27 protein-coding genes and 1 riboswitch are annotated in these 26,639 nt (G+C 69.6%); of the genes, 8 read left to right on the plus strand and 19 right to left on the minus strand.

The genetic code is table 11. The annotated features are described in order from the left end of the window. Nucleotides 1-6: 6 nt before the first annotated feature. The 4 genes from N5K27_RS08345 to N5K27_RS08360 form a co-directional block, all read right to left on the minus strand. Nucleotides 7-1,839 carry an ABC transporter ATP-binding protein/permease gene (locus N5K27_RS08345; protein WP_279815929.1) on the minus strand — a complete coding sequence of 611 codons (1,833 nt, stop codon included), beginning with the start codon at nt 1,837-1,839 and terminating at the stop codon, nt 7-9. 67 nt (nt 1,840-1,906) lie between these two features. Further along, the gene (locus N5K27_RS08350; RefSeq protein WP_130355820.1) at nt 1,907-3,028 is read right to left on the minus strand and encodes a CCA tRNA nucleotidyltransferase; all 1,122 of its coding nucleotides are present in this window, start codon (nt 3,026-3,028) and stop codon (nt 1,907-1,909) included. Further along, nucleotides 3,015-3,992, minus strand: coding sequence for a complex I NDUFA9 subunit family protein (locus N5K27_RS08355; protein ID WP_242621310.1), 978 nt, complete (start codon nt 3,990-3,992; stop codon nt 3,015-3,017). The genes N5K27_RS08350 and N5K27_RS08355 overlap by 14 nt, the downstream gene beginning before the upstream one ends. A 13-nt stretch (nt 3,993-4,005) precedes the next feature. Further along, the gene (locus tag N5K27_RS08360) at nt 4,006-5,922 is read right to left on the minus strand and encodes a lytic transglycosylase domain-containing protein (RefSeq protein WP_279815745.1); all 1,917 of its coding nucleotides are present in this window, start codon (nt 5,920-5,922) and stop codon (nt 4,006-4,008) included. Nucleotides 5,923-5,971: 49 nt separating this feature from the next. Between N5K27_RS08360 and N5K27_RS08365 the strand changes: the two genes are divergently transcribed. Then, complete coding sequence (locus N5K27_RS08365; protein ID WP_279815747.1) at nt 5,972-6,649, plus strand: 5-formyltetrahydrofolate cyclo-ligase; 678 nt, start codon at nt 5,972-5,974, stop codon at nt 6,647-6,649. Nucleotides 6,650-6,698: 49 nt separating this feature from the next. Here N5K27_RS08365 and metF read toward each other — a convergent pair whose 3' ends face one another. The 4 genes from metF to N5K27_RS08385 all read right to left on the minus strand — a co-directional run bounded on the left by metF (nt 6,699) and on the right by N5K27_RS08385 (nt 10,591). After that, complete coding sequence (metF, locus tag N5K27_RS08370) at nt 6,699-7,562, minus strand: methylenetetrahydrofolate reductase [NAD(P)H] (protein WP_130355818.1); 864 nt, start codon at nt 7,560-7,562, stop codon at nt 6,699-6,701. A gap of 25 nt (nt 7,563-7,587) precedes the next feature. Further along, nucleotides 7,588-7,926, minus strand: coding sequence for a phage holin family protein (locus N5K27_RS08375; RefSeq protein ID WP_130355817.1), 339 nt, complete (start codon nt 7,924-7,926; stop codon nt 7,588-7,590). A 66-nt stretch (nt 7,927-7,992) separates the two neighbouring features. Beyond that, complete coding sequence (ahcY, locus tag N5K27_RS08380) at nt 7,993-9,411, minus strand: adenosylhomocysteinase (protein ID WP_130355816.1); 1,419 nt, start codon at nt 9,409-9,411, stop codon at nt 7,993-7,995. Nucleotides 9,412-9,490: 79 nt separating this feature from the next. Continuing rightward, nucleotides 9,491-9,605: riboswitch (S-adenosyl-L-homocysteine riboswitch) on the minus strand. Between the two features lie 68 nt (nt 9,606-9,673). Then, nucleotides 9,674-10,591 carry a LysR family transcriptional regulator gene (locus tag N5K27_RS08385; RefSeq protein ID WP_279815751.1) on the minus strand — a complete coding sequence of 306 codons (918 nt, stop codon included), beginning with the start codon at nt 10,589-10,591 and terminating at the stop codon, nt 9,674-9,676. A 105-nt stretch (nt 10,592-10,696) separates the two neighbouring features. Here N5K27_RS08385 and N5K27_RS08390 point away from each other — a divergent pair, with 105 nt between their 5' ends. Beyond that, on the plus strand, nt 10,697-11,722 hold the full coding sequence (locus N5K27_RS08390) for a tripartite tricarboxylate transporter substrate binding protein (protein ID WP_279815753.1): 1,026 nt from the start codon (nt 10,697-10,699) through the stop codon (nt 11,720-11,722). A gap of 3 nt (nt 11,723-11,725) precedes the next feature. Next, nucleotides 11,726-13,330: a sulfatase-like hydrolase/transferase gene (locus N5K27_RS08395; protein ID WP_279815755.1), complete on the plus strand. Its 1,605-nt coding sequence runs from the start codon at nt 11,726-11,728 to the stop codon at nt 13,328-13,330. Nucleotides 13,331-13,333: 3 nt separating this feature from the next. Here the strand turns inward: N5K27_RS08395 and N5K27_RS08400 are convergent, their stop codons facing one another. The 4 genes from N5K27_RS08400 to N5K27_RS08415 all read right to left on the minus strand — a co-directional run bounded on the left by N5K27_RS08400 (nt 13,334) and on the right by N5K27_RS08415 (nt 16,410). Further along, on the minus strand, nt 13,334-14,134 hold the full coding sequence (locus N5K27_RS08400) for a hypothetical protein (protein ID WP_279815757.1): 801 nt from the start codon (nt 14,132-14,134) through the stop codon (nt 13,334-13,336). Next, nucleotides 14,104-14,595 carry a hypothetical protein gene (locus tag N5K27_RS08405; RefSeq protein ID WP_087838709.1) on the minus strand — a complete coding sequence of 164 codons (492 nt, stop codon included), beginning with the start codon at nt 14,593-14,595 and terminating at the stop codon, nt 14,104-14,106. The genes N5K27_RS08400 and N5K27_RS08405 overlap by 31 nt, the downstream gene beginning before the upstream one ends. A 13-nt stretch (nt 14,596-14,608) precedes the next feature. Beyond that, nucleotides 14,609-15,289, minus strand: a complete 681-nt coding sequence (locus tag N5K27_RS08410; RefSeq protein WP_279815759.1) for an EAL domain-containing protein — start codon at nt 15,287-15,289, stop codon at nt 14,609-14,611. 236 nt (nt 15,290-15,525) lie between these two features. After that, nucleotides 15,526-16,410, minus strand: a complete 885-nt coding sequence (locus N5K27_RS08415) for a LysR family transcriptional regulator (protein WP_279815760.1) — start codon at nt 16,408-16,410, stop codon at nt 15,526-15,528. A gap of 100 nt (nt 16,411-16,510) precedes the next feature. On the opposite strand from N5K27_RS08415, the gene N5K27_RS08420 reads away from it, so the two are divergent. The 4 genes from N5K27_RS08420 to N5K27_RS08435 are packed head-to-tail and all read left to right on the plus strand — an operon-like array spanning nt 16,511 to nt 19,363. Next, complete coding sequence (locus N5K27_RS08420) at nt 16,511-17,530, plus strand: membrane dipeptidase (protein WP_130355811.1); 1,020 nt, start codon at nt 16,511-16,513, stop codon at nt 17,528-17,530. Further along, nucleotides 17,530-17,880 (plus strand): RidA family protein, encoded by a 351-nt coding sequence (locus tag N5K27_RS08425; protein WP_279815761.1) that lies wholly within the window; start codon nt 17,530-17,532, stop codon nt 17,878-17,880. Before N5K27_RS08420 ends, N5K27_RS08425 begins: the two co-directional genes overlap by 1 nt. A 22-nt stretch (nt 17,881-17,902) precedes the next feature. Then, nucleotides 17,903-18,868 carry a tripartite tricarboxylate transporter substrate binding protein gene (locus tag N5K27_RS08430; protein WP_130355809.1) on the plus strand — a complete coding sequence of 322 codons (966 nt, stop codon included), beginning with the start codon at nt 17,903-17,905 and terminating at the stop codon, nt 18,866-18,868. Nucleotides 18,869-18,877: 9 nt separating this feature from the next. Further along, complete coding sequence (locus N5K27_RS08435; protein ID WP_279815763.1) at nt 18,878-19,363, plus strand: RidA family protein; 486 nt, start codon at nt 18,878-18,880, stop codon at nt 19,361-19,363. Nucleotides 19,364-19,375: 12 nt separating this feature from the next. Here the strand turns inward: N5K27_RS08435 and N5K27_RS08440 are convergent, their stop codons facing one another. Further along, nucleotides 19,376-20,422, minus strand: a complete 1,047-nt coding sequence (locus N5K27_RS08440; protein WP_279815765.1) for a glycosyltransferase family 1 protein — start codon at nt 20,420-20,422, stop codon at nt 19,376-19,378. A gap of 97 nt (nt 20,423-20,519) precedes the next feature. Continuing rightward, the gene (locus N5K27_RS08445; RefSeq protein WP_130355806.1) at nt 20,520-20,735 is read right to left on the minus strand and encodes a DUF1289 domain-containing protein; all 216 of its coding nucleotides are present in this window, start codon (nt 20,733-20,735) and stop codon (nt 20,520-20,522) included. Between the two features lie 155 nt (nt 20,736-20,890). On the opposite strand from N5K27_RS08445, the gene N5K27_RS08450 reads away from it, so the two are divergent. Then, on the plus strand, nt 20,891-21,889 hold the full coding sequence (locus N5K27_RS08450) for an aldo/keto reductase (RefSeq protein WP_279815931.1): 999 nt from the start codon (nt 20,891-20,893) through the stop codon (nt 21,887-21,889). Here N5K27_RS08450 and N5K27_RS08455 read toward each other — a convergent pair. The 5 genes from N5K27_RS08455 to N5K27_RS08475 form a co-directional block, all read right to left on the minus strand. Next, nucleotides 21,886-22,299: an OsmC family protein gene (locus N5K27_RS08455; protein WP_132979564.1), complete on the minus strand. Its 414-nt coding sequence runs from the start codon at nt 22,297-22,299 to the stop codon at nt 21,886-21,888. The genes N5K27_RS08450 and N5K27_RS08455 overlap by 4 nt on opposite strands. 43 nt (nt 22,300-22,342) lie before the next feature. Continuing rightward, the gene (locus N5K27_RS08460) at nt 22,343-23,662 is read right to left on the minus strand and encodes an LLM class flavin-dependent oxidoreductase (RefSeq protein WP_132979565.1); all 1,320 of its coding nucleotides are present in this window, start codon (nt 23,660-23,662) and stop codon (nt 22,343-22,345) included. A gap of 11 nt (nt 23,663-23,673) precedes the next feature. Beyond that, the gene (locus tag N5K27_RS08465) at nt 23,674-24,660 is read right to left on the minus strand and encodes a tripartite tricarboxylate transporter substrate binding protein (RefSeq protein ID WP_279815768.1); all 987 of its coding nucleotides are present in this window, start codon (nt 24,658-24,660) and stop codon (nt 23,674-23,676) included. A gap of 157 nt (nt 24,661-24,817) precedes the next feature. Further along, entirely contained in the window at nt 24,818-25,630 is an 813-nt protein-coding gene (locus tag N5K27_RS08470) for an amidohydrolase family protein (RefSeq protein ID WP_243724486.1), read from the minus strand. A 13-nt stretch (nt 25,631-25,643) separates the two neighbouring features. Further along, on the minus strand, nt 25,644-26,615 hold the full coding sequence (locus N5K27_RS08475; RefSeq protein WP_279815771.1) for a tripartite tricarboxylate transporter substrate-binding protein: 972 nt from the start codon (nt 26,613-26,615) through the stop codon (nt 25,644-25,646). Nucleotides 26,616-26,639 lie beyond the last annotated feature (24 nt).

Genomic DNA, 26,639 nt, shown 5'->3' on the forward strand with positions numbered 1-26,639 from the left:
GCGGGCCTAGGCTGGGCGCGGCAGCGCCTCGTCGGCCGGCAGGTAGCGAGGCCCATCTCCCGCCGCATGGACGGGACGGTAGCGCAGGTGGCGGCCGTGCCAGCGGGCGACCGTGCTGCGGTGGGCGATGCTGACGATGGCCGCGCGCGGCAGCCGCTCGACCAGCAGGGCATACATGGCGGCCTCGGTTTCCTCGTCCAGCGCCGAGGTCGCCTCGTCCAGGAACAGGAAGTCGGGCCGCTGCAGGATGGCGCGGGCGAAGGCCAGGCGCTGCTGCTCGCCCGGCGACAGCCGCATCCCCCAGTTGTCGCGTCGTTGCAGCAGGCCGGCCAGGCGCTCCAGCCGGCAATCGCGCAGCAGCGCGGCCAGGGTGGCGTCGTCGTGGGTGCCGGGCGGCGAGGGATAGTCCAGCGCGGCGGCCAGCGTGCCGGCGGGAACGTAGCTGCGCTGCGGCAGGAACAGGATGCGCGCGGCGGCGGGGCGTTCGATGGTGCCCCGGCCGTAGTGCCAGATGCCGGCCATGGCGCGGAACAGGACGCTCTTGCCCGCGCCCGAGGGGCCTGTCACCAGCACCCGTTCGCCCGGCCGCAACGTCATCGAGAAAGGCTCGGTCAGTGTCCGCCCCCCGCCCCGGCCGGGCAGGGCCAGCACCAATGCGCTGGCGGCGATGGCGCCCGGCGCGCGGGTATCTTCGCGGTCGAACAGCGCGATGCCGCGCAGGCCATCGCGCGCCGCGTGCTCGGCTTCGGCCGCCCCCAGCGCGGACTGGAAGTCCAGCAGGCGGTTGGCGGCGGCCTGCCAGCCCACCAGCGAGGCATAGCCGTCCACGAACCACGACAGCGCGCCCTGGACCTGGCCGAAGGCCGAGGCGATCTGCATCAGTACGCCCAGCGTGATGGCGCCGGAGAAATAATGCGGGGCGGCCACGATCAGCGGAAAGACGATCGCCGCCTGCCCATAGCCGGAGTTCACGAACACCAGCCGGCGCGTGTAGACCATCAGCCAGCGCCAGTTCTCGCGGATGTGGCCGAAAGACCCATGCAGCCCCGCACGCTCGGCGGGTTCGCCGCCGTACAGCGCGATGCCCTCGGCGTTCTCGCGCAGCCGCATCAGCGCGTAGCGAAAATCCGCCTCGGTCTGCTCCTGGCGGAAGCTCAGGCCGATCAGCGGCTTGCCTATCCTGTGGGTCAGCCAGGATCCGGCGGCGGCATACAGCACGGCGAACCACACCATGTAGCCGGGTATGGCGATGGTCCGGCCGCTTAGCGCGAAGACCAGCGGCCCCGATATGGTCCACAGCAGCGTGACGAAAGACAGCAGCGTCACCACCGAGTTCAGCAGCCCCAGCGACAGCGTCAGGCTGGTGCTGGCCAGGGTGCGCAGGTCCTCTGCCAGGCGCTGGTCGGGGTTGTCGGCGCCGTGCGACTGCTCCACCCGGTAGTACGCCTGCCCCGAGGTCCAGCGCCGCAGCCATTCCCCGGTCAGCCAGGTGCGCCAGCGCATCTCCAGCATCATGGTGTAGAACTGCTTCATGACGGCGATGACGATGAACGCCGCCGCGATTGCGCAGAAGTGCGCCAGTTGCAGTTTGAACGCCGCGAAGTCGCGCGCTTCCAGGGCGTTGTAGAAGACGCGGTTCCAGTTGGTCAGCCAGACGTTGGCGGCCACCAGGGCCAGGTTCAGGCCGACGACCAGGGCCAGCAGGCCGAGCGCCGCCTTGCGGTCGCCGGATATCCAGTAGGGCTTGAGCAGCCGCCATGTGGCGCCCAGGCGCAGTTGTCCGCGGATGTCGCGGGGGGCCGGGCCGGTGTCTGCGGCCGGGTCGTCGGGGCGGGGCATGGCAAGAGACATGGCGGGCATCCACGTGGCAACGCTGCCACGTTAGCCGCGCTGTCTTAAGTGCCGCTTAAGTGCCGCCCAATGCCGCCAGCCGGGCGGCCCGCACGGCCTCGCGGATGCCGCCGGGCCGGTCGGCGTGCCGGGCGGCGATGGCGCCGGCGTCGACCGCCCTGACCGTATCCCGCCACGCCGTCCACTGCGCCGCGTCCACCGGCATCCGCTGTTGCGCGGCGGCCAGCAATTGTTCGAAACGCTCGGGCTTGCGCAGGGCGTCCGCGCGTTCCAGCAGGGCCAGCACGCGTTCGGGGTCCCGGCCCGCGCGCGGCAGTTCGGCCAGGGCCAGTTGCAGCAGGCGCGCCATGTCGTTGCAGTCGTTCGAGGCGCGCAGCCGCCTGCCCAATCCGGCCGGGTCGGCGCTGTCCGAGCACAGCAGGGCGTAGCGCGAGGCCAGCGGCAGCCCCGCGTCGGCGGCCTGGTCCAGGACGGCCAGTAATTGCCCATCCACCGCCAGGCCGGGCGCGACACGCGGCAGCGCATCGGTGTCGGCCAGCACCTGCAGCATGCGCGCAGGCCGCTCCTGCATCAGGCCGCGCGACAGCTCGCGCCAGACGCGTTCGGGCACCAGGGCGTCGACCTCGCCCTCGGCGGCCATGCGGCGGCACAGCGCCAGGGTCTCGGGCACCACCTCGAAGTCGTGGAAGCGGGCCGCGAAGCGCGCCAGCCGCAGGATGCGCACCGGGTCTTCGGCGAAGGCCGGGCCGACGTGGCGAAAGCGCCGGGCGCGCAGGTCGTCCTGGCCGCCGTAGGGGTCGATCAGGCGGCCGTCGGGCGTCTGGGCGATGGCGTTGACGGTCAGGTCGCGCCGGCCCAGGTCGTCCTCCAGCGTGACCTCGGGGCCGGTGTGGAAGGTGAAGCCCTTGTAGCCGCGCCCCGACTTGCGTTCGGTGCGGGCCAGCGCGTATTCCTCGCGCGTGGCCGGATGCAGGAAGACCGGGAAGTCGCCGCCCACGGGCACGAAGCCGCGGGCCGACATCTGTTCCGGCGTGGCGCCCACGACCACCCAGTCGCGGTCGCCTGCGGGCAGGCCCAGCAGAGCGTCGCGCACGGCGCCGCCCACGACGAAGACCTCGAGTCCGTCGGTGGCCGGGTCGGGACCCGGCGCCGGCCGGGCGAGGTCAGCGTCGGCCATGGCGCATGCGGAACATGTCGAAGCGCGTGTGTTCGCCCTGACCGAGGTAATCGGGCGCCAGCGCTTCCAGCGAACTGGGGTGGATGCCCAGTTCCGGCGCCAGCGGCCCGTCCAGGACCGCATCCCGCGTCAGGGTATCGAGGTTGTCGCGCGTGATCAGCGGCGTGCCGGGCAGCATCTCCATGGCGGCGGCCTGGAGTTTGCCCAGGCCCATGGGCAGCGGCAGCACGCGGCGGGGATGGCCGCTCCAGGCGGCGGCCTTCTCGACCAGATCCCGCAGCGTATACGCCTGCGGCCCGGCCACGGCATAGGTCTTGCCGTAGGTGCGATGGTCGCCCAGTGCGTTGACCATGGCTTCGGTCAGATCGCCCACGTAGATGGGCTGCAGGCGCGCCGACCCGCCCGCCACCGGCAGCACCGGGAAGCAGCGGGCCAGTGCGGCGAAGGTATTGAGGAAGCGATCGTCGGGGCCGAATACCACCGACGGCCGGAAGATGGTCAGCGCGCCCTGGGGCCAGGCATCGAACACGCCGCGCACGGCGGTCTCGCCGTCGCCCTTGGAGCGCTGGTACATGCTGGCGCCGTGGGAATCCGCGCCCAGCGCGCTCATGTGCAGCATGCGGGTCACGCCATGCGCCACGCAGGCCCGGGCCAGGCGTTCCGGCAGCTCGACGTGCAGCTTGCGGAAAGTCTTGCCGTAGGGCGTGCCGCGCTCGCCATGCAGCGTGCCGATCAGGTTGATGACCGCGTCACACCCCTGGACCAGGCGGTTCAGGGTGGCGTCGTCGGACAGGTCGGCCTGGGCGATGTCCACCGTGGGCAGCGGCAGCAGGTGGCGGGCGCTCATGTAGCGGCGGGTCGGGACCAGCAGCTTGCGGCCCTGGGCCGCCAGGCGGGCGACCAGGTGGCTGCCGATGAAGCCCGAACCGCCCAGCACGAGTATGCGTGGATAGATCATGGTCATGGCGTGCGCTTCCTCAGGGTATCGCGGTGGTCTCCACCGTCTGCGGGGCGACCGTTCCCAGCCGGGCCTTGAGCGACTGCGGCTGTCCCGTGAACAGGGCCGCGTAGTAGGTGGCGTTGGACAGCACCTTCTTGACGTAGTCGCGGGTCTCGGTGAAGGGAATGGTCTCGGCGAAGATCGCGCCTTCCACCGGCCCCGGCAGGGTCGAGCGCCAGGTATGGGGCCGTCGGGGGCCGGCGTTGTAGCCGGCCGAGGCCAGCAGGGGCGAACCGCCCAGGTCGTCCAGTACGATGCGCAGATAGCTGGTGCCCAGGGTCAGGTTGGTGTCCATGTCGTTGACGCGGTGCTGCGCGTAGTCGCTCATGCCGATGCGGCGCGCCACCCACTTGGCGGTGGCCGGCATCAGCTGCATCAGGCCGGAGGCGCCGACGCTGGAGCGGGCATCCATGACGAAGCGCGACTCCTGGCGGATCAGGCCATATACCCAGGTCGCGTCCACGCCGATCTCGCGCGACTTGTCCACCAGTTGGTCGCGGAAGGGCGTGAGGAAACGCAGGTTGAAATCGTGCTGGTCGCGCGTGCGCTCGGCGGTGTTGACCGCGCGGTCGTACAGGTTCTCGCGGTGGGCGAGCTGGGCGGCGGCCAGCAACTGCCGGTCGTTCATGCCGCGCAGCGCGTAGTTCCATTCGCGCACCCCTTCCGTGCGCCAGCCCAGCCGGAACAGCGCGACCGCGCGTTGCAGGCCCGGGTTGTACTGCGCCTTGGCCAGTTCGTCCGGCGTGATCGGGGCGGAAGACGTCGGAATGGTGGTGGCGATGCCCAGTTCCTCGGCGGCCAGCTGGCCGTAGAAGTTGAACTGCCCGGCGATGCTGCGGTAGAGCGCCTGGCCTTCCTGCACGGCGCCTTGCGCGACCAGGCCGCGCGCATGCCAGTAGACCCAGGTGGGGTCCTCGCGCATGGCCGCGGGCATCTGCTCGATGTAGCGGTTCAGCGTGCGCCAGTCCACGGGCTGCTGGCGCAGCACCATGCGGGCGCGCCAGCCCTGGTTGTATTCGGTCAGCCTGCCGCCTTCGCCGGCGCGATACCAGGCGACGGCGATCGGATCGAGCTTGAACGAGGCCTGCAGCGCGAACTGGTTGCGCACCCAGCTGGCATCGTCGGCCGGCAACTGCCGTGCCCAGCTGCGTTCGAAATAGTCGTAGCCCACCTGCAGGTCGTTGCGCGCCAGGCGGCTCAGCGCGGTCACCACCAGCTCGCGGCCGGCGCGGTCGCGCGGCAGCGTGTTCTGCCGCACCAGCCAGATCATGGGCTGGTCCAGCACGCCGTTCAGCGTCTTCAATTGCGCGGGGTCGAACACGTAGCGCGCCATGCGCCGGGCATTGGCCAGCGAGTTGGTCTCGAGCAGGTTGCGCATCTGCGCGGCGAAGTCGTCCCATTGCATGACGCCGTCGGCCTGGAGCCGGTCGTACAGCGACCAGCAACTGTCGCCCGGCTCGAACCTGGACATGGCCAGTTGGGCCGTGATCCGCTCGCCGCGCGCATGCATGGCCAGCAGCACCGCACAGTCCACTTGCGGCGTATTCACCGTGGTGTCGGCCAGCGTGCGCACCGTGGCGTAGTCGGCCTGCTTGGCGGCGGCCAGCAGCCATTCGCCGCGCAGCCGTTCCGCCAGGTAGGTGCCGCGGTGGGCGTTGACGAACTCGTTCAGCTCGGACTCGGGCAGCGGCTTGCGCGGATCGTTCAACTGCTGCCGCAGCACCCAGTACTGCGGATAGGCCGCCAGCACATGGCCTTCCAGCCGCGGGATCAGCGACCGGACGATGTCCCAGTTGCCCGTCTGCACCGCGGTCCGCGCCGCCAGCAGGGCGTCGTCGGACCCGGGCGCCGAGACCTGCGCGCAGGCCGAGCCCATGGCGGCGCTTGCCAGCACGGCGGCAAGTGCTGTAATGCGGATTCTGTTGAAGAGAGCTGAATAGGCCATGGCAGCAAGAATAGCATCGGGTAAACCCACAAAGCCCAGAGAGGCCACCGCCGCCGCGCTGCGCCCACGCCTGCGCGCCCTGCGCGCGGCCATGAGCGCCACCGAGCGCGCCGTGGCCGACGCCCGCATCGCCGGCCTCCTGCAAGGCAGGATACACGACTACCTGGCCGCGGCCCCGCGGGGCGGCAGGCGCGTGGTGCTGTCGGCATTCTGGCCCATCGGCGACGAACCCGACCTGCGCCCCGCCTTGCGGGCCTGGGCCCGCGACGACCGGCTGGAACTGACCCTACCCGTGATCTTGACCAAGGCCGCCCCCCTGGAGTTCCGCGCCTGGACGCCCGACACCCCCATGGCCCCCGGCGCCTACGGCATCCCCGAACCCCAGTCCACCGGTCCCCGTACCCCCGACATCGTCCTGGTCCCCACCCTGGGCTACACCGTCGACGGCGACCGCATCGGCTACGGCGGCGGCTACTACGACCGCACCCTGGCCGCCCTGCGCCAGGGCGGCCACGAAACCCTGGCCCTGGGCATCGCCTACGCCTGCGGCCGCCTGGCCCCCGACGTGCACGTACCCGAGCCGCACGACATGCGGCTCGACGCCATCATCACCGAAGAAGGTTGTATTCCCGGCCCCCACACCACCGACCAGGGCGCTACACCCGCTACACCATAAGACGCCCCAAGGCCGGAAACAACCGTCTAAAGAAGAACTCGAACGACCGTCACCGCTCCAACTCTTTCCAAACCGCCTGCGTAGCATCCGCCTGGTTCATCGTATAGAAATGCAACCCCGGCGCTCCCCCATCCAGCAAGGTCTGGCACAACTCCGTCACCACATCGTGCCCGAACGCCCGGATCGAAGCCCGGTCATCCCCGTACGACGCCAGCCGCAACCGTATCCACCGCGGAATCTCCGCCCCGCACATGTCCGAGAACCGGGCCAGCTGCGTGTAATTCGTGATCGGCATGATTCCCGGCACGATGGGTGCCAACACCCCCTTCGCCGTCGCCCGGTCCACGAAATCGAAATACGCATCCGCGTTGAAGAAATACTGCGTGATCGCACTGTCCGCGCCCGCCTGCATCTTCTCCACGAACCGGTCCAGGTCCGCCTCCGGCCCCTGGGCCTGCGGATGCATCTCCGGATACGCCGCCACCTCGATATGGAACCAGTCGCCCGTTTCCCGGCGGATGAACTCCACCAGGTCCCGCGCATAGCGCAGCTCGCCCATGTCGCCCATGCCCGACGGCATGTCCCCGCGCAGGGCCACCAGCCGCCGGATCCCGGCCTGCCGGTAGGCATAGAGAATGTCGCGCAGGCTCTCGGGCGTCGAACCTATGCACGACAGGTGCGGCGCGGCCTCGTAGCCCAGCTTCTGCAACATCGACACCGCCAGCATCGTGCCGTCGCGGGTCGAACCGCCCGCGCCGAACGTCACGCTGGCGAAATGGGGATGCAGGCCCTGCAGCTGCTTGGCCGTGCGCACCAGCCGTTCCTGCGCCGCGATGTCGCGCGGCGGGAAGAACTCCAGGCTGTAGACCGGCGCGGCGTCAGCCGCCGCGTCGGGAGATAGGGATGAACTCACTTGCGGGCAACCTGTAGGAAAAGGGTCAGTTCGGCACGATGGCCGACAACAGGCCCGAGATCAGACTGTAGAGCACCGCCCCGATCACGGCCCACCAGAAACCGTTGACCTGGAAGCCCTTCAGGATCGAACCGGCGAACCAGAACAGCAGCGCGTTCAGCACGATCAGGAACAGGCCCAGCGTGACCACGGTGATCGGCAGCGTCAGCAGCACCAGCACCGGCTTGACCAGCGAATTGAGCAGGCCCAGCACCAGCGCCGCGATCAGCGCCGAACCGAAGCTCGCCACGGTGATGCCGGGCAGCAGATAGGCCACGACCAGCAGTGCCACGGCGTTGAGCAACCAGACGAGTAACAGGGTCATCGCGAACTCCTTGCCAGAGGGAAAAGGGTGGGGCGTTCCGGGGCGGGGAGCCCCGGAAGGGAACGATCAATAGCGATAGTGCTCGGGCTTGTAGGGGCCCTCGACCGGCACGTTGATGTAGGCGGCCTGGTCCGCGCGCAGCTGGGTCAGCTGGACGCCCAGCTTCTTCAGGTGCAGGCGCGCGACCTTCTCGTCGAGTTGCTTGGGCAGCACGTAGACCTCGCCCTTGGCGTAGTTCTCGTTGCGGGTCCACAGCTCGATCTGCGCGATGGTCTGGTTGGCGAACGAGGACGACATCACGAACGACGGGTGGCCGGTGGCGCAGCCCAGGTTCACCAGCCGGCCCTGCGCCAGCAGGATGATGCGCTTGCCCGAGGGCAGGACGATGTGGTCGACCTGGGGCTTGATCTCTTCCCACTTGTACTGCTTGAGCGAGGCGACGTCGATCTCGTTGTCGAAGTGGCCGATGTTGCAGACGATGGCCTCGTCCTTCATCGCGACCAGGTGCTCGTGCGTGATGACGTGGTAGTTGCCGGTGGCGGTGACGAAGATGTCGGCCTTGTCGGCCGCGTAGTCCATGGTCACGACCTTGTAGCCTTCCATCGCGGCCTGCAGCGCGCAGATGGGATCGACTTCCGTCACCCATACCTGGGCGCGCAGCGCGGCCAGCGCCTGGGCGCAGCCCTTGCCCACGTCGCCGTAGCCGCACACCACGGCGACCTTGCCCGCGACCATGACGTCGGTGGCGCGCTTGATGCCGTCCACCAGCGATTCGCGGCAGCCGTACAGGTTGTCGAACTTGGACTTGGTGACCGAGTCGTTGACGTTGATCGCGGCGAAGGCCAGCTCGCCCTTCTTGGACATCTGGTAGAGGCGGTGCACGCCGGTCGTGGTTTCCTCGGTCACGCCCCTGATCTGGGCGAGGCGGGTGGAGTACCACTTCGGATCGCGCGCGAGGGTCTTGCGGATCGAGTCGAACAGCGCGACTTCCTCTTCGCTGCCGGGCTTGGCCAGCACGGTGGCGTCCTGCTCGGCGCGGGTGCCCAGGTGCAGCAGCAGCGTGGCGTCGCCGCCGTCGTCCAGGATCATGTTGGCGTGGGCGCCGGCCGGCCATTCGAAGATCTGGTGGGTATATTCCCAGTAGTCGGCCAGCGTTTCGCCCTTGACCGCGAACACCGGCGTGCCCGAGGCGGCGATGGCCGCGGCGGCGTGGTCCTGGGTCGAGAAGATGTTGCACGAGGCCCAGCGCACGTCGGCGCCCAGGGCCTTGAGCGTCTCGATCAGCACGGCGGTCTGGATGGTCATGTGCAGGCTGCCGGCGATGCGGGCGCCCTTGAGCGGCTGGGTGGCGGCGAATTCCTCGCGGATCGCCATCAGGCCGGGCATCTCGGTTTCGGCGATGCTGATCTCGCGGCGGCCCCAGTTGGCCAGGGCGATGTCGGCGATGCGGTAGTCGGGGGTCTGGGCGTTGGGTACAGCGTTCATGAGGACTCCAAAGTGCTTGCCCTTTGACGCCGCGGCGTGAGCCGGGAAGGCTCGCCGCATGGCCTGCAAGGGGCAGGATGTGGGGCGAGCGCCGTTGCCGTGGACCGGCGCCGCCCTGGCGGGCCGCTGCCGATCCGTTACCTGAGCCTGGCGGCCTGGCGGGGATGCCGGTCGTCGCAACGCTCCTCAGGTGGCTGGCATTGTAGCGGGTTCCCGCGTCGCCGGCATGACAGGCGAGGGCGCGCGGCGCGGGATTCGGGCATCAGAATGTTGCCGGAACCAGGTCCGGATTGCGCTTGAGTCCGGCCAGCAGATAGTCGGCCAGCGCCCGGCAGCGCAGGGGGGTGTGGTCGCGCTGGGGCAGGTAGAGATGGACGTCGACCTGGCGCGAGACGTAGCCGATGGACACCGGACGCAGCCTGCCCGCGCGGATGTGCGGCGCCGCGTAGTAGCTGGCGATCTGGCCGATGCCCGCGCCGTGCAGCACCGCGCGGTGCTGGCTTTCGGCGTCCTGCACCGACAGCGCGCCCTCGGGGTTGAGCGTGACGATGTCGCCGCCCGACTGGAAGGTCCAGGGCCAGAGCCTGCCCGTGCGGGGATGGCGCAGCAGCACGCAGCGATGGCCGCGCAACGCGTCCACGTGGTCCGGCACGCCCCATTCGTCCAGGTAGGCCGGCGAGGCGCACAGCACGTGGTTGAAGGCCCCGGCCTTGCGGGCGACCAGCGAGCTGCTGGGAAGCTCGCCGCCTATGATGCCCACGTCCACGCCGTGCTCGACCACGTCCGGCAATTGGTTCAGGGTCAGCATGTCGACCCGGATCTGGGGATAGCGGTCCAGGAAGCGGCCCATCAACGGCGCGACGAGTTCATAGCTGATGGCATAGGGCAGCGCCAGCCTGACCGTACCCACCATCTGTTCGGTGCGGTCGCGCAGGACATCGAGCCCGCCCTGGATGGTTTCCATGCCGACCCGGCAGCGTTCGTGGAAGGCCCGGCCTTCCTCGGTCAGGTTGATGCTGCGGGTGGTGCGGTAGAACAGGCGCACGCCCACCTGTTGTTCGAGCTGTCTGATCTGGGCGCTGACGGCCTGCGGCGTGACGCCCAGCGTGCGGGCCGCCTTGCTGAAGCTGCCCGCTTCCGCCGCCCGGGCGAACGTGACGATGAGCCGCAGGTGGTCCATATTTGCAAATGCAGCTTGAAAGTGATTCAAGCGATTATCCACTACACGATAAATATCGACCACCCTAGACTGCGCTTGCATCGAACGCATTCGGGGAGATCAAGCATGGATGGCAAGCGCAGGGACGGCATGCGGCCCGGCCGGCGGGCGGGGCTGCGCGCGGGAGCCGGGCTGACGGCCTGCTGGCTGGCGGGCGGGGGGCTGCCGCCCCGGCCCGCGATGGCCCAGGGGTTTCCCGCCAGGGCGGTGACGCTCGTCGTGCCCTTCCCGCCCGGGGGCGGTGTGGATCCCATCGCCCGGCTGCTGAGCGAGAAGCTGGGCAAGGCCTGGGGCCAGCCGGTGGTGGTCAGCAACCGTCCCGGCGGAGGCAGCAGCATAGGCACCGGCATCGTGGCGCGCGCCGAGCCCGACGGCTACACCCTGCTGGTCACGGCCAACACTTTCGCCATGGCTCCGCACGTTTTGCCCCGGAACCTGGGCTACACCTTCGACGTGCAGCGGGACTTCACGCCGATCGCGATGATTTCCTCCACGCCCATGCTGCTGCTGGCGCATCCCGGCCTGGGCGTGAAGAACGCCCGCGAACTGGCCGAGCTTGCCCGGAGCGGGCCGCCGCTGGCCTACGCGACCTCCGGCAACGGCTCGCCCATGCACATCGCCGGCGAACTGTTCAACCGCGCCGCCGGGCTGTCGCTGCTGCATTCTCCGTACCGTGGCGTGGGGCCGGCGCTGAACGACGCGCTGGGCGGGCAGGTCAAGCTCATCTATCTGGGCTATGGCGGCGCCAAGCCCTACATCGAGAGCGGACGGCTGGTGCCGCTCGCGGTCGTGGACGAGCGCCGCAGCCCGCTGATCCCCGACCTGCCCACGATGGCGGAGCAGGGCTTCCCGGGCGTGTTCGTGAACATCTGGTTCGGCGTCTACGGTCCGGCAGGCATGGCGCCCGCGCTGGCCGACCGGCTGAACGCGCAGATCAACGCGGCCCTGCGCGAACCGGATGCCGTGGAGCACTTCAGGCAGCGCGGCGAACTGGTGGCGGGCGGACCCCGCGAGGTGCTGGCCAAGGCCACGCGCGATGACTACGAGCGCTACGGCGAGATCGTGAAACGCTTCAAGATCCAGGCGGACTGAGCCATGCCCGCGCCCAACATCCTGATCTTCATCACCGACCAGCACCGGGCCGACCACCTGGGCTGCTACGGCAACCCCGTGCTGCGCACGCCCCACATCGACGCGCTGGCGTCTGCGGGCGTGCGCGCCGAGCGCTTCTACGCCGCCAGCACGACCTGCATGTCCAACCGCGCGACGTTGATGACGGGGCGCCTGCCGTCGGTGCACGGGGTGGTCCACAACGGCATCAACCTGTCGCTGGACCAGACCACCTTCGTGGAGTTGCTGCGCGACGCGGGCTATGCCACAGCGTTGATCGGCAAGTCGCACCTGCAATGCTTCGGCTACGACCATCCCGACAAGCGCGCCTGGCGGCCCGTGGAGGGGCGCCGGACGCCCGCCGAAGGCCTGCGCGACGCCACCAAGCGGCCGCGCATGGGCGAAGGCTACGGCAACGAATGGACGCCGGACTGGAAGGCGGGGCGCCGGCAGCGGGTGGATACGCCGTACTACGGCTTCGATCACGTCGAACTGTGCACGCTGCACGGCGACCAGGTGCAGGGTGACTACGCCCGCTGGCTGGCCGAGCGCCATCCGGATCCCGACAGCCTGCGCGGGCGGGACCACGCGCTGCCCGCCCAGGGGGTCGGGGCGCCGCAGGCCTGGCGCACGCGCGTGCCGGAGGCGCTCTATCCGTCGTCCTACATCGGCGAGCGTGCCTGCGGCTGGCTGGAGTCCCTGGCCGCGCAAGCCGGGCCGGCGGCGCCGTTCTTTCTGATGTGCTCCTTTCCCGATCCGCACCACCCCTTCACGCCGCCGGGGCGGTTCTGGGACCTGTACGATCCGGCGGACATGCCGCTGCCGGCGTCGTTCCATGCGCCCGGCGGCTCGCCGCTGGTGCGGGGTGTGCACGACTACGGCCGCGGCGGCGGCACGCGCGAAGGCTATACGGCCTTCCCCGTTTCCGAACGCGAGTGCCGCGAGATCACGGCCCTGACCTACGGCATGATCGGCCTGATCGACGAGCAGGTCGGCCGCGTGATGGCGACGCTGGACCGCCTGGGGCTGCGCGAGAACACCCTCGTCATCTTCACCAGCGACCACGGCGACATGATGGGGGACCACGGCGTGATGCTGAAGGGGCCCATGCACTATCAGGGCGTGGTCAGGGTGCCTTTCATCTGGAGCGACCCCGCGCTGCCGGAAACCCGGCGCGGAACGGTCTGCGAGGCGCCGGCCGGGACCCTGGACATCGCCGGGACCGTGCTCGACCGGGCGGGCATCGCCGCCTACAACGGCATGCAGGGCCTGAGCCTGCGCGAGGCGCTGGAGCGCGGCGCCCCGCTGCCGCGGCCGGGCGTGCTGGTCGAGAACGAGCCGGTCATGTTCCAGTTCGGACGTCCGCGGCGCTTCCGCCTGCGCACGCTGTTGACCGGGCAGTGGCGGATCACGCAGTCGGACGACCGGGCGCTGTGCGAACTCTATGACCTGGAAAAGGATCCGCTGGAGCTGCGCAATCTTTGGGACGATCCGGGCGCGGCAAGCCGGCGCGCCGAACTGACCGATCTCCTGCTGGCCGCCATGATCGAGCATGCCGACGCATCGCCGCTGCCCGCCGGGGTTGCGTAAGGCTCAGCGGTGGCCGTGCGGCGGATGCAGGTCCGGGTAGACCAGGGACAGCAGCGCCAGGTCCCGCAGGTCTTCGGTGGACAGGTCGGTTGGCGCCAGCGTGCCCAGGGCCCGCATGCCCTTGCGCAGCCAGGCGCGCGACTCGCGTCCGTCGGCGAAATAGCTGCCGGCGAAGATCAGCGCCTTGGCGATATCCGGGCGCGGGCCGTCGCGCCACTGGCGCGAGAAGAAGTGGCGCAGGTAGCGGACCTGGACCACGAGACTGCGGCGGGTGGTCTCGCTGGCCAGCCCGCCGCCGCGCAGGTCCCATTTGATCCAGTTGACGATGCGGGGCGCCAGGCTGGGCGCTTCCCATCCGGGGCCGCGGCCCGGACCGTTGGCGACCGCCCAGTTCAGGACCAGCGCCCGGTGCCAGTCGCGCCGCTGTTCGGCATCGACAGCGTTCAGATCATCGAAGCGGTGCAGCTGGCCGATCCAGTCCTGGCCCCAGGGCTGATGATGCCAGCCGCGCGAATCCGGCAGGACGCGTTCGATGCCCTGGAAGGAAAAGGCCCGGGGAGCGGTCATGGAGCGGGGGCCGCTGCCGGCCGGCCAGCGCCGCGCGGCGGGCCGCAGCGACGGCGACCGGCCATGGACGGGGTCCATGAGATAGCGCTCGTGGCGCTTCAACCCATGGACGTAGTCGCGGACGAAACGGGACAGGAGGCGGCGCAATCCGGCCGGCGGGCGCCGGTCGCCCCGGACGTGGCCTGCCCCGCCGGTGGCCTGCCGGGTCACAGGAAGTGGCGCAGATCCGTCAGGCATGGGGACTTGAGGTGACGGGCTAGGCATGGCGTCTTGGGCGGAACGGACAAGGTGAAGGGGACGCCGGGCTCGAGCAGGAGGACGATCTGGAAGTCCCGCGGCAAGTGGGGGTATAGCGGCGTCAGTTCTCCCAGATCGAGGTTCGGCAGGGAGACGTTCAGGAACAGCGTCGTCGGCTGCCATTCGGCCAGGACCTGGACGAGGTGCCGCCGGTCGTGCACGGCGCGCGCATGGCAGCCCTGCTGGCTGAGGAAGTCGCAGACATCGGCGCAGAACCGCTTGCCCATGTCGGCCACCAGCACGCGCTTGTTGGTGCGCGCGGGCGGGGGGGAGGGCGAGGCGACGGCCAGGGCGAAGTCATTGCGGGGGATGCGCTTGGCGCTGCGGCGCGGCGTCTTGCGCGCGGGGCGGGCCTTGGCCGCGGGGGCGGCCGGTTCGTTCCGGGCGGGGGCGGCGGTCATGGTGGCGGTCCGGTCAGTGACGTTCGCCCGCGCAGGCCGCCAGGCGCCACGGGCTGGGCCGCAGCCAGGGAGCATGCAGCGCGGGAAGGCCCGCCAGGACGCCCTGGATCCATACGCCCGCCTCGCGCGGCAGGCGCAGCAGGTCGGCGGGATCGTCCACGCCCTGGATGACGACCGCCGGCGTGAGCCGGCGGCACAGGCGGATCAGGCCGGAGGTGCCGCCCACGCCGTGCAGGCGGCGCGCGCGATGCAGGTATGCCGGAGCGATCCTGACGATGTCGGGGCGGGCATCCAGCAGGAAGTCCACCGTGCCGCCGGCCGCGCCGAAATCGTCGATGGCCAGCAGGCAGCCCAGTCCGCGCAGCCGGCCGGCAAGGCCGAGGGCATGCCGGGCTTCCCGTCTGTCGCCGCCCTGTGCCAGTTCGATCACCAGCCGCCGGGCGAGCCGGTTGTCGGCGCGCAGTTCGTCCAGCAGGGGGGCCCAGCCGGCCTCGTCGGCCAGCATGTCCGGCGAGACGGCGCAGCCCAGCGTGATCCAGGGGTGGTCACGCAGGACCGCCATCACGGCCTGGACAAGCGCAAGGCCGGGCGCGTCCCGCGCGTCGTCGTCGGGCGATGCCAGGAGGCGGGACGTGACACTCTGGTAGAGGTTGCGCGTGCCGTCCAGCAGCGACGAGACAGGCTGGAACGCCAAGGCCCGGGCGCCGGGTCCGGGCATGTCGACGTAAGCGGGCGGCGGGGCGGGAAAGGAGAGAGGGAGGGCCGGCTGCGCTGGCGATGGATGGATAACCTGCATGGAATGCTGCCTTCGACGTCAGTTCTCTCGACCTGCCGTCCATGCCTATGGACCGATAGTCAAGAATGCAAGGATAAGGGGGGCATCGCATCTTTATCTGAGCAAATCTGAGCAAGCGGCCCCGATTCCGCGATTCAGATCGTGGCGGCCATGGCGCGGCTGCAGTCCAGGACCAGGTCCAGCATGGCCTGGGACGCCGGGCTCAGGCTGGCGTCGCGCAGCGTGATCAGATCGAGGCTGCGCGTTGCGCCCTGGTCGGCCAGGGGAAGCAGGCGGATGGTCCGGCCGGCGGCGACGGCCATGGTCGGCAGCAGCGTGACGCCGAAGCCCTGGGCCACGAAGGTCAGCAGCGACGTGGTGTTGTGCAGGTTCAGCGGCGCCTGTTCCACCAGGCGCGACAGTTCGGGCGAGGAAAAGCGCGAACACAGGCCGTTGGCGATGAACTCGGCCGGATCGATGTCGCGCCAGCGGACCGGCCGTTTCAGCGCGTTCAGGCGGTGCCCGGCGGGGCAAACCAGCACGAAGGGATCCTTGAGCAGCGGTTCGGCCTTCAGGTCCGGGTCGGCATTGGAGGCGGGCGCCGTGGCGATGCCGAAGTCGACGACGCCGGCGGAAACGGCCTGGATCACCGCCGCCGAATCGATGTCCCGCAGGTCGATGCGCACGCCGGGGCGGGTTGCCCGCATGCGGGCAATGGCGGCCGGCAGCAGACGGGTGGCCGCCGACGGCACGGCGGCGATCCGGGCGATGCCCTGGCCGCCCTGGGCGTAGCCGCGCATCTGGGCCAGCGCGGCATCGAAGGCATGCAGCGCCCGCTGCGCCTGGAGATGCACGTGCCGGCCCAGCGGCGTCAGCCGGTTCTTGCGTTCGCCCTCGAACAGGGCTCCGCCCAGTTCCGATTCGATCTGCTTCAGGGTCATCGACAGCGCGGCGGGCGTGCGTCCGACCCGGTCGCCCGCCTCGACCAGCGCGCCGGTGTCCACCACCGCGACGAAAGTCCGTAGTTGATCGATCTTCATTTAAGGAAAATTTGAATTTGTTGAATATATTTTAGTTTGACTGAATTCGGCCCGGATCTCTACAGTTTCGCCATCAATGACGCAGGAGCTGGAACCGGGAATGGGCAACGACAGGACGCATCCCTTTCGCATCGATGGGCTGCAATACAACAACTGGTCCGAGAAGATCTTCCGCCAATGGCGGGAGGGCGGCCTGGACGCCGTGCACGTCACCATCGCGTACCACGAGAACTTCCGCGAAATGGTGCAGGTCATCGAACGCTGGAACCGCTGGTTCGAGGCTTTTCCCGAGCTCATCGTGCTGGCCCGCAGCGCCGGCGACGTGCGCCGGGCGCGCGACGAAGGGCGCACGGCGGTCGTGTTCGGATGCCAGAATCCCTCGCCCATCGAGGACGACATCGGGCTGGTGGAAGTGCTGCACACGCTGGGCGTGCGCTTCATGCAGCTGACCTACAACAACCAGTCGCTGCTGGCCAGCGGCTGCTATGAAGCGAACGACGGCGGCGTCACGCGCATGGGGCGCGAGGTCATACGCGAGATGAACCGCGTCGGCCTGGTGATCGACATGAGCCACTCGGGCGAGCGCTCGACGCTCGAAGCGATCGAACTGTCGCAGCGCCCCATCGTCGTCAGCCACGCCAACCCGCATGCGTGGGCGCCCGCGCTGCGCAACAAGTCGGACAGGGTCATCAAGGCGCTGGCCGCGTCCGGCGGCATGCTGGGTTTTTCGCTGTATCCCCATCACCTGAAGGACAAGTCCGCCTGCAGCCTGGAAGCGTTTTGCGAAATGGTGGCCCGTACCGCCGAGCTGGCGGGGATCGAGGCGCTGGGCATAGGCTCGGACCTGTGCCAGGACCAGCCGGACTCCGTCGTGCAGTGGATGCGGATGGGGCGCTACACCAAGCGGATGGACTACGGCGAGGGGTCGGCGGCGCAGCCGGGATTCCCGCCGCAGCCCGACTGGTTCCGCGACAGCCGTGACATGGCACGGATCGAGGCCGGACTGCGCGCCGTGGGCTTCTCCGAACGGGATACCGCGCGGGTGCTGGGCGAGAACTGGCTGCGCTTTTTCGAGGCGGGCTTCGGGCCCATGCAGGCCGACGCGCGGGAGGCGGCGTGATGGGCATCCAGAGAATCGGACCCGGCGCGCGCATGTCGGAAATCTCGGTCTTCAATGGCGTCCTGTACCTGGCGGGCCAGGTGCCCAAGGAAACCCGCGGGCGCGACATCCGCGAGCAGACGGCCGAAGTGCTGGGCATGATCGACGGGCTGCTGGAAGGCGCGGGCAGCAATCGCACCCGGCTGCTGTCCTGCCAGATATACCTGCGGGACATGGCGCTGTTCGCGCCCATGAACGAAGTCTGGGATGCCTGGGTCGCCGCCGGCCAGGCCCCGGCCCGCGCCACGGTGCAGGCCGCGCTGGCTTCGCCCGGGTGCGACATAGAAATCGTCGCGGTCGCCGCGGCCTGAACAACGAAGAAGGAGACCTTTCATGTCCATGTATCGCGTAGCCGCCGCCGTCCTGGCGCTGTCATGTGCCGCGGGCGCCCAGGCGGCGTCCTTTCCCAGCAGGATGATCCATCTCGTCGTGCCCTTTCCCCCGGGCGGCGTGGCCGATCTCGTGACTCGCACGGTGGGCCAGAAGGTGGCCCAGGACATCGGCCAGCCCGTGGTGGTCGACAACAAGCCGGGCGCCAGCGGCATCATCGGCGCGGAACACGTGGCGCGGGCCGCGCCCGACGGCTACACGCTGCTGGTGGCGAACCTGCCGGTCATGTCCATCAACGAGCTGCAATACTCGGACCTGCCCTACTCCGCGAGCCGCGACTTCACGCCCGTCGTCATGCTGGCGGACCAGCCCTACATCATCGCCGCCAAGCCCGGCCTGCCGGCAGCCGACCTGGCCGCGTTCATCCGGCTGGCCAAACAGAAGCCGGGCGCGCTGACCTTCGGTTCGGCGTCCAGTTCGACCTACTTGGCGGGCGAGCTTTTCAACGCACGGGCCGGTACGCGGATGACGCACGTGCCCTACAAGGGCAGCGCGCCCGCCATCAACGACCTGCTGGGCGGACATATCGATCTGCTGCTCGATCCGGTCATCACGCTGTTGCCGCATGCCCGGGCCGGGAAGATCCAGGCCCTGGCGGTGACCTCGCCCACGCGCATCGAGATCGCGCCCGAGATCCCGACCTACAAGGAAGCCGGCCTGGAAGGCCTGGACATTACGTCCTGGCAAGGCATCGTGGCGCCCGCCGCTACCCCGCGCGAGGTGGTCGAGGCCCTGAACGCGGCGTTCAACCGCGCGCTCAAGTCGCCCGAGGTCGCGGCGCGCCTGAAAGAGCAGGGCGTGTCGGTGAAAGGCGGATCCGCCGCCCAGTTCGCGGCCTTCGTCGAGGCCGAGAACCAGCGTTGGGCCAAGCTGGCCCGGGAAGTGGGCTTCAAGCCCACGAAGCGCTAGGAGACGTCCATGCCGAATGCCGATGAGCGCCTGCGCGCGCTGGGGCTGGCGCTGCCGCCGCCCACGCCGACGCTTTTCTCGTACGCGCCGGCGATCCGGCACCGCGATACCGTCCACGTCGCCGGACAGATCCCCAAGACCGGGGCCGATACGCTCCTGGCCCAGGGGGTCGTGGGCGAGTCGGTGGATGCCGGCATGGGGCGCGAGGCCGTCCGGCTGTGCGTGCTGCACGCCCTGGCGTGGGTGCGGCACCTGGCCGGCGGCTCGCTGGCCGGCGTCGACCGGGTGCTGCGCGTGAACTACTTCTTCCAGGTTGGCCGCGAGCGAGGGCGGTGGTCGGAACTGGCCGACGAAGGGTCCGAGCTGCTGGTGGCGCTGTTCGACGATAGCGGGCGCCATCCGCGTTCCGTCATCGGCGTGAGCGAGCTGCCGCGCAACGCTCCGGTGCTGGTCGACCTGGACATCGCGCTTCGGGAAGGAACGCCCGGCGCCTGACCCTCAGGGCCGCTACACCGCGCCTTGCGGATACCAGTCCAGGTCGGCCTTCTCGCGCTTCGGATCGGCCGGCACCTGCAACTCCAGCAGGCGGGCGGCGATGGCGGTCCAGCTGTGCTCCAGCGCGTGCTGGCGGATGTCGCTGCCCGACAGTTCCAGCGCCCCCATGCAGGCCGCGCGCAGGTCGTCGTGCAAGACGCCGGTGCGTCCTTCGCTTACGACCGCCATCGGTGCCTCGCTGCGATAGGCGGCCACCGGCGTGCCGCAGGCGATCGCCTCCAGCATGACCAGGCCGAAGGTATCGGTCTGGCTGGGAAAGACGAACACGTCGGCGCCGGCGTAGTAGCGCGCCAGCTCGCCGTGCGGCTTCATGCCCAGGAACACCGCGCCGGGGAACTTGCGCCGCAGCCTGGCCTCGTCCGGGCCGCCGCCCACGACCACCTTGGTTCCCGGCAGGTCCAGGGACAGGAAGGCATCCAGGTTCTTTTCCCTGGCCAGGCGGCCCACGCTCAGGAAGATGGGGCCGGGGTAGGGCAGCGCGTTGCCCGCTTCGGGTCGGAAGCGCTCGGTGTCCACGCCGCGCGCCCAGATGTGGAGATTGCCCAGGCCCTTGGCCGCCAGCGTGTCGCGCACGGTGGGAGTCGGAACCAGCACGCGCTGCGAGGGCCGGTGGAACCAGCGCATGAAGCGCCAGGTCCAGTTCGCCGGGATGCCCATCCGCGCCTGGAGATAGTCCGGGAACATGGTGTGGAAGGAAGTGGTGTAGCGCCATCCCCGCTGCCGCGCCAGCCGCCGCGCCGCCAGGCCCAGCGGCCCTTCGGTGGCGATGTGCAGGGTATCGGGCGCGCGGCCCGCCAGCGTGCGCAGCAGGTGCCGGCGCGGTTCCACGCACAGCCGCACGTCGGGTTCGGTGGGGGTGGGGATGGTGCGGCTGCCGACGGGGCTGACGATGATGAGTTCGTGGCCCCAGGACGTCAGCGTCTTCTGCATGTACGTCCAGGTGTGGACGACGCCGTTGATTTGCGGATGCCAGGCATCCGTGACGAGGACGATGCGCATGGGCGGTGGAAGTCGGTGCGATGGCGCCTATTTAGCCTGCGGCATGTGACAGGCCGAAGACTGTCATGACGCGGGGGCCGTGACAAGGCGCAGCCGGTCAGCCCTTGCGCCGGGGATAGCCTTGCGCCCGGATCCGCTGCCAGACCACCTGCTTCTCCTCGGGGCTCATCTGCACCCAGTTGGCCACTTCCATGGCGGTGCGGCCGCATCCGCGGCAGATGTCGTCGAACAGGGTGGAGCACACCGCCACGCAGGGCGAGTCGGGGGTGGAAGAGAGGCTGGGGGAGTCGGAAGCAGGCAACTTGGCGGTCATATGAAGGCAGTGTAACGCCAACGGATGGGCCTTCCGGCCGAGGGCGAGACGCCGACACGACATATCCTTACTTCCAGGGATTGGTTCCAGGAAGCGCCGGGGTGTTCTAGCATAGTCGGTTCCTTCCATTCTCCACCGACGCATCCACCATGACCTTGGCCACCACCCGCCTGGGCCGCACCGGCCTGACCGTCAGCCGCCTCGCGCTCGGCACCATGACCTTCGGCCTGCAGACCGAGGAATCCGTCGCCCGCCAGATCCTGGACAAGGCCGCCCAGGGCGGCATCAACTTCCTGGACACCGCCGACGTCTATCCGCTGGGCGGCGGCTTGAACACGATAGGCGCCACCGAAGAAATCCTGGGCCGCTGGCTGCGCGACGCGCCGGGCCGGCGCGCCGGCTTCGTCGTGGCGACCAAGGCCTTCGGCCGGACCGGTCCGCATCCGTGGGACCAGGGTTCGTCGCGCAAACATCTGCTGGATGCGATCGACGCCTCGCTGGCACGGCTGCAGACGGACTACGTCGACCTCTATCAACTGCACGGCGACGACACGCGCACCCCGCTGGACGAGACCCTGGAAGCCCTGGATACCATCGTGCGTTCCGGCCGCGCCCGCTATGTGGGCGTGTCCAACTTCCTGGCGTACCGCCTGGCTCGCGCGCTGGGCAAGTCCGAGCTGCATGGCCTCGTGCGCTTCGTCTCGGTGCAGCCCCGCTACAGCCTGCTGTTCCGCGAGATCGAGCGCGAACTGCTGCCGCTGGCGCAGGAAGAGGGCCTGGGCGTGATTCCGTACAACCCGCTGGCCGGCGGCCTGCTGACCGGCAAGCATCGCCGCGGCGCGCCCACCGAAGGCACCCGCTTCACGCTGGGCACCGCGGCCGAGCGCTACCAGGAGCGTTACTGGGCCGACCGGTATTTCGATACGGTGGATGCGTTGCAGGCGCTGGCCAAGGAGGCGGGCGTGTCGTTGACGACGCTGTCGGTGGCGTGGGTGCTGGCCAACCCGGCCGTCACCGCGCCGCTGCTGGGCGCGAGTCGGCCCGATCAACTGGACGATACGCTGGCGGCGGCGGACTACGTGCTGGACGCGGACCTGAAGCAGCGGCTGGACGAACTGACCCAGGTCTATCGCTGGGGCGATTCGGCGCGCTAATTATCCGCCGTCCGTATGGACACGTGCAGCGGGGCGCCGCGCGACAGCGTCCCGTAGATGGGGCAGGCCGCCTGGAATTCCTCGACCAGGCGTTCGGCCTCCTCCCGGGTCGGGCCGCGCAGGTCGAAATCCAGCGTGATGGAAGCGTAGCGCCCGGCCTCGTTTTCGTCCCGCGCCGAGGCGGCCGCCACGTCCAGATGATGCAAGGCCACGCCGTCGCGGGCGGCGGCATGGGTCACGATCGAGGCCGCGCAACTGGCCAGCGCGGCCACCAGCAGTTCGCCGGCCACCCACGGTTCGCCTGTGCCGCCGCGCTCGGGCGTCGCGCTGGACACGAGGTAGTTGTGGCGGGACTTCAGCAGCCAGGTGCCGGGTTGGCCGGCGGAAGTGGCCAGGGCCTGGTTGGGCATGGGAAGACTCCTGTCGATGTCGAGGAAGGCGCGTAAATACGCGCTAGGGCCGGGCCAGGCCGAGCCGGTCGCGCAGCGTCGTGCCCTCGTAGGCGGTGCGAAACAGGCCGCGGCGCTGCAGCTCCGGCACCACGAGATTGGCGAAATCGTCCAGCCCGCCGAACAGATAGGGGATCTGGATCATGAAGCCGTCGCAGGCTCCCCGCGTGAACCATTGCTCGATGCGGTCGGCCACCTCGCGGTAGCCGCCGATAAAGTCCCGGTTCGTCTTGATCGCGTACTGCTTGCCGATCTGCGCCAGCGACATGCCGTGCTTGCGCGTCAGCTCGGCCACTTCCTTGTAGTGCCCGTGTATGCCTGGCTGTTCGATCTCGGGCAGGGGCGTGTCCTGCGGAAACTGCGACAGGTCGATGTCCAGGTGATAGGCGAGGGTGGACAGGCCCGCCTTGGCGTCGGCCAGGCCGGTCAGCAGCGCATCCTTGGCGCGCGCGATCTCGGCTGTCTCCCCCGTCAGCGGAGCGATGCCCGGCAGGATCTTCAGCCCGTCCGGATCGCGGCCCAGCGCAGCGGCGCGTTCCTTCATCTCGCGGTAGAACTCGCGCGCGGACTCCAGCGAGGCATGGGTGACGAAGATTACGTCGGCCCAGCGCGCGGCGAAATCCTTGCCCCGGCTGGAGGCGCCGGCCTGGATGAACACCGGCCGGCCCTGCGGAGGCCGGCTGACGTTCAGCGGGCCCTCCACGTTGAACCAGCGGCCGTGATGGTCGATGGGCCGCACCTTGGCCGGATCGGCGAACAGGGGGGCCTGCGCGTCGCGCACCAGCGCGCCGTCGTCCCAACTGTTCCACAGCTTGCAGGCCACTTCCAGGAATTCGTCGGCCCGGTCGTAGCGGTCGTCGTGGCCGATGTGGTCGTCGCGGCCGAAGTTGCGTGCCTCGGCATGCTGGAACGAGGTGACGATGTTCCAGGCCGCGCGGCCGTCGCTCAGGTGGTCCAGCGTGGCCAGTGAGCGGGCCACGTCATAGGGCTCGAAATAGGTGGTGGAGACCGTGGCGGCCAGCCCCAGGTGCTCGGTGTGCCCGGCGATCAGGGACAGCACCGACAGCGGCTCCAGCCGCAGCGCGCCCAGCGCGCCGTAGCGCAACTGGCTGTCCAGGCTGTTTTCCAGCCGGGTGGGAATGGCCAGGATGTCGGCGATGAACAGCAGGTCGAAGCAGGCGGCCTCGAGCTTGCGGCCCAGCTTGCGGTAGTAGCGGCCGGACAGCAGATCGAGGTCGGCGCCGGGATAGCGCCAGCCGCCGTGGTTGCCAGATACGGGGCCGGCCGCGGCGAAGGCGGCCAGGTGCAGCTTGCGGTCGGACATGGATTTCTTCCTCAGTCCGCCTTGATGCCGGCCTGCGCGACCAGGGCCTTCCAGTGCGCGTAGTCCCGCGCGACGAAGGATTGGAAGGCCGCGCCTTGCTGGGCCATGGGGTTGGTGCCCAGGTCGGCCAGGCGCTTGCGGGTATCGGGCTGGGCCAGGATGGCCGTCAGGGCCTGCGCCAGCCGCTGCTGGATGCCGGCGGGCAGCCCCGCCGGCGCGAAGACGCCGAACCAGGCGGTGATCTGCGCCCCCGGGACGCCGGCTTCGGCGGTGGTCGGTACGTCGGGCAGCACGGCGCTGCGATGCGCGGCGGTAACGGCCAGGGCCGTCAGCCGGCCGGCGCGCACGTGTTGCTGCGCGGTCGGGGCCAGATCGAACATGAAGTCGACCTGACCGGCCAGCAGGTCGTTCAGCGCGGGGGCGCTGCCCTTGTAGGGAATGTGCGTGATGCGGATCCGCTCGACCGAGCCCAACAGCTCGCCGCCCAAGTGGTTGGACGAACCGGTGCCGGCCGACGAGTAGTTCAGCTCGCCCGGATGGGCGCGCGCATAGGACACCAGGTCCTTCAGGGTGCGGAACCCGCGCTTGGGATGCGAGACGATGACGTAGGGCACTTCCGCCACCGCCGCCACCGCGGCGAAGTCGCGCACCGGGTCGTAGCCGATGTCGGACTGCAACGCCGGATTGATGGCATGCGAGGTACTCGTGCCGACGAACAGCGTATGGCCGTCGGCCGGCGCGCCGGCCACGTAGCGGGCGCCGATGGCGGTGCCGCCGCCGGCGCGGTTCTCGACCAGCACGGGCTGGCCGAGTTCCGGGGCCAGGCGTTCGGCCAGTAGCCGTCCCAGGATGTCGGCCGTGCCGCCGGGCGGATAGGGCACGACGATACGGACCGGCTTGTCGGGATAGGAAGGTTGGGCGGCCGCGCCTAGCGAGGCGGCGCCGAAAGCCAGGGCTATGCCCAGGCGGGACAGGGAACGAAGGAGTATGGGAGCCATGAGGACACGCGCGCCGGGCGGACGGGGCCGCCGGCCAGGACAGGTGCGCGCAGGACGAATCGCTGCGCAGTCGGACCGTTCATCCTAGGTGCCGGGCTCCGCGGGGCCAACGAATAAAAACGACGATGCTTATGCGTTTCGCGTTGGCCGCGGGGATTCAGGAGAAATAGAAGCGCAGCGCGTTGCCGCCGAAGATGCGGCGCCGGTCGGCCGGGTCCGGGATCGTCTCTTCCAGCCACGTGATGGCGGCCTCGTAGGTCATGGTCGATTCCGCGCCCACGAAGGGGCAGTCGCTGGCCCACATCAGCCGGTCCACGTCCACTTCGCGGTACAGCGCCTGCGCGCATTCGCGGGCATTGGCTCCCAGCCGGTAGGCGCCCGACAGCTTCACCCAGGTGCGGCCCTTGCGGACCGACCGCAGCATGGCCTGGAAACCTTCGCTGGCCGTTCCCGAGACCGGATCGGGCCGGCCGATGTGATCGATGACGATCTTCACGCCGGATTGCTCGAGCAAGGGCAGCACCGCCGGCAGCCGGGGACCCTCGATGTGCACGTGCACGTGCCAGTCCAGGTCCACCAGCCGGCGCAGGAACTTGCGATAGTTCCACGAGTCCAGGTCGGGCAGTTCCGGCAGGCCGATGAAAGGCAGCCGCACGCCCCGCATGCCGGCGGCGTGCATGGCATCCAGCGAGACCTTCTCCACGGCGGGGTCGGTGATGATGGTTCCGCGCAATCGCGCCGACTTGCCCAGGGACTCGAGCACGTAGTCGTTGTAATCCCCCCAGGGACTGGCGGCGGCGATGACGGCGTAGTGCACGCCATGCCGGTCCATGGTGTCCAGCAGTTGCTCCACCGTGAAGCTGTAGTCCGGGCTGTGCCGCGGGTTGGGCACGAGCGGCATGTCGCGCGTGAAGACGTGGACGTGGGCATCGACCAGTACCGCGTCGGCCGGGGAAGTCGCGAAGGTCACGGAAAAGCTCCTGCTAGTTCTGTTGCATGGGAATGCCCGCCTTGCGGATGACGTCGGCCCACTTGGCGATGTCACGCCTGAACACGTCCTCCAGCTCCTCGCGCGTGCTGCCCTGGGCCTGCGTGCCGAGTTCCTCCAGGCGCTGGCGGATGGCGGGTTCGCGCAGTACTTCGTTCAGCGCGGCGTTCAGGCGGTCCAGCCTGCGGGGCGGCGTGCCGGCCGGTGCGAACAAGGCGTTCCAGCCGGCGACTTCGTAGCCGGGCACGCCGCTCTCGGCCACGGTGGGCACCTTGGGCAGCCAGCTCGAGCGGCGGCTGCCGGTGGCCGCGATCGGCGTTGCCTGGCCCGACGTGATGGCGCCCTTGAGCGCCGCATAGGACTCGAACATCACGTCGACGTCGCCGCGCAGCAAGGCGGTCAGCACTTCGGGCGTGCTCTTGAAGGGCACGACCATGGCATCGATGCCGGCCATGGACTTGAACAGTTCGGCCGACAGGTTCTGCGTGCTGCCCGGGTTGATGGTGCCCAGCACCAGTTGGCGTTTCCTGCCCTCGGCCAGCAGCGCGGGCAGGGATTGCAGCTTGCCCTTGGCGTTGGTCAGCAGCACCAGGTCGAAGTAGGCGACGGTGGAGACGGGTTCGAAATCGGCGACGAGGTCGTAGGGCAGCTTGAAGAGGGTCTTGCTGATCGCCGTGCCGTTGGCGAACAGCGCGAGCGTATAGCCGTCGCGCGGCGCGCCCAGTACGGCGTTGGCGGCCACCACGCCGCCCGCGCCGGGCTTGTTCTCGACCACGACCTGCTGGCCCAGGCGTTCGGACAGGCGCTGCGTGACCAGGCGCAGCGAGATGTCGGCCAGCCCGCCGACGCCGAAGGGCACGACCACGCGTATGGGCTGCTCGGGGTAGCGGTCGTCCTGCGCGTGTAGCGGGGCGGTGGCGGCGAACATCAGCGCGGCGGCAATGGGCCGCGCGGCGCGGTGGAACATGGCGGTCTCCTCGTGGCGCGGTCC

This window comes from Pigmentiphaga sp. GD03639, assembly GCF_029845405.1.
Taxonomy (GTDB): domain Bacteria; phylum Pseudomonadota; class Gammaproteobacteria; order Burkholderiales; family Burkholderiaceae_B; genus Pigmentiphaga; species Pigmentiphaga daeguensis.